This is a genomic window from Agrobacterium sp. MCAB5 (assembly GCF_052114365.1).
In the GTDB taxonomy this organism is placed as follows: domain Bacteria; phylum Pseudomonadota; class Alphaproteobacteria; order Rhizobiales; family Rhizobiaceae; genus Agrobacterium; species Agrobacterium tumefaciens.
In genome coordinates, this window is the sequence record NZ_JBFREP010000030.1 from 1 (window position 1) to 1,843 (window position 1,843).

The window sequence follows — 1,843 nt, forward strand, 5'->3', positions numbered from 1 at the left end:
GTGTGGGTCCAGCCGTCGCCGAAGTCATAGAGATACTTGAATGACTTCGCGCCAATATCTTCGATGGCGGCAAGAAGCGTTTCCTTGCGCGCATCGATGGGGTCATCAAAGCCGCCATCAGGCACGCCGAATCCGATGTCACGGATCCTGAACTCATAGAGATGACTGTTGGTCCAGCCGAAAGCCTCCTGGAGAACATCATGTAGCCGGTCGAGCCGAATGCGGAATGGCACGACAACACGCCGCATCACCAAGGGATCAACGTCATCAAGTGTGATCTTCAGGCGAACGAGAGGACCTGCCATCAGGCTGCCTGCCTCAGTGACGATGTCGTGGTTTTCCGCCAATTCCAGGGGAGAAGCTCATCGAGCCGGCTGACAGGATGGTCGGCGATGCGGGCGAGAACATCAGCAAGCCAGGCCTGTGGGTCAATGCGGTTCATTTTCGCGGTGACGATCAGGCTGTACATGGCTGCCGCCCTTTGCCCTCCGCGATCGGAACCGGCAAATAGCCAGGCTTTTCGTCCAAGGGCCACACCACGCAGAGATCGCTCCGCGCAATTGTTCGACAGGCAAATCCGGCCGTCGTCGAGGAAGCGGGTAAAGGATTCCCAGCGGTTCAGCATATAGTCAAATGCCTTTGCCAGGTCGTTGTCGCGCGGCAATCTGGCGCGGTGGTCGCGTATCCATATTTCCATGTCGTCGATCAACGGCTTTGATAATTGCTGGCGGATTGCTTTTCTCTCATCGGCAGTGTGGCCATTGATCTGGCGTTCGATGTCGAACAGCGCGTCGATCCGCTGCACCATGTTCAAGGCGATTGGTGAGATAACGGCGCCACTTTTACCCTGCGCTTTTCGGCGCGCATTGGCCTCCAGATCGGCTTGCGCAAAGAATGGCCGCCTGGCATGCGCCCAACACGCAGCTTCATAAATCGGGCCCGGACTTCGTTCAGGAAGATAGAGTTGGCCATAGCCGGTATAGGCGTCCGCCTGAAGGATACCGCTATAATTGGCCAGATGTGCCTGTGGATGTTCGCCGGCCCGGTCCCGGGAATAATAGAACATCACCGATGGTGGGGCCGTTCCGCCAAACGGACTATCGTCCCTGACATAGCTCCATATTCGACCGGTGATGGTCTTGCCGAGAGCGAGAACCGGCACGGTCGTGTCATCACCGTGGATCCGTTCAGACGCGAACGTATGGCTTTCAATCCGCCGCACCAGCGGGTCGAGAACCTGGCAGCACGCGCCAATCGCGTCTGCTGCAGTCGACAGACTGATCGGCACACCTTCCAGGGCAAAACGTTCGACCTGGCGATTGAGGGGAATGTGCTGGCCGAACTTGTCGCAGAGCATCATCGCCAAAAGGCTTGGACCAGCCCACCCTCTCGGGATGACATGGAAGGGTGCAGGTGCCTGGCTGATCTTCTCGCAGTCACGGCAGGTGAACTTTTCCCGCACCGTCTGAATGACCTTCCAGCTCCGCGGTACGCTCTCCATCGTTTCGGTGATGTCTTCGCCGAGCTTGCGAAGCCGTTCACCGCCACAGCAACTGCAGGCAACCGGCCCTGGCACCACGACRCGCTCACGCGGCAGATGCTCCGGAAAGGGCTTCTTGACCGGCCGCTTGCGCGTAAAGCCGGTGACCGCAATCGCAGATGCTGCAGCAACGGCCATTTCAGCGGCAAGCTCATCTTCGGTTGCCGTCGCTTCGGCGTCCTCAAGCATCAGTTCCATCTGCGCAACCAGCCGTGCCGTCCGTTCCGACTTCTGACCGCGCAGTTCCCGTTGCAGCTTTTCGATATAGACTTTCTGGCGAAGAATGATGGCCTGATCGTCGGC

The 1,843-nt window shown here is 58.5% G+C and carries 2 protein-coding genes; both read right to left on the minus strand.

Annotation, left to right across the window (positions count from 1 at the left end; genetic code table 11):
- A partial coding sequence (locus AB4Z23_RS27015) for a plasmid pRiA4b ORF-3 family protein (protein ID WP_441361125.1) occupies positions 1–305 on the minus strand: 305 nt, incomplete at its 3' end.
- Positions 305–1,843: IS66 family transposase (gene tnpC / locus AB4Z23_RS27020; RefSeq protein ID WP_441361126.1), on the minus strand; the 1,539-nt coding region annotated here is incomplete at its 5' end. The genes tnpC and AB4Z23_RS27015, both read right to left, overlap by 1 nt.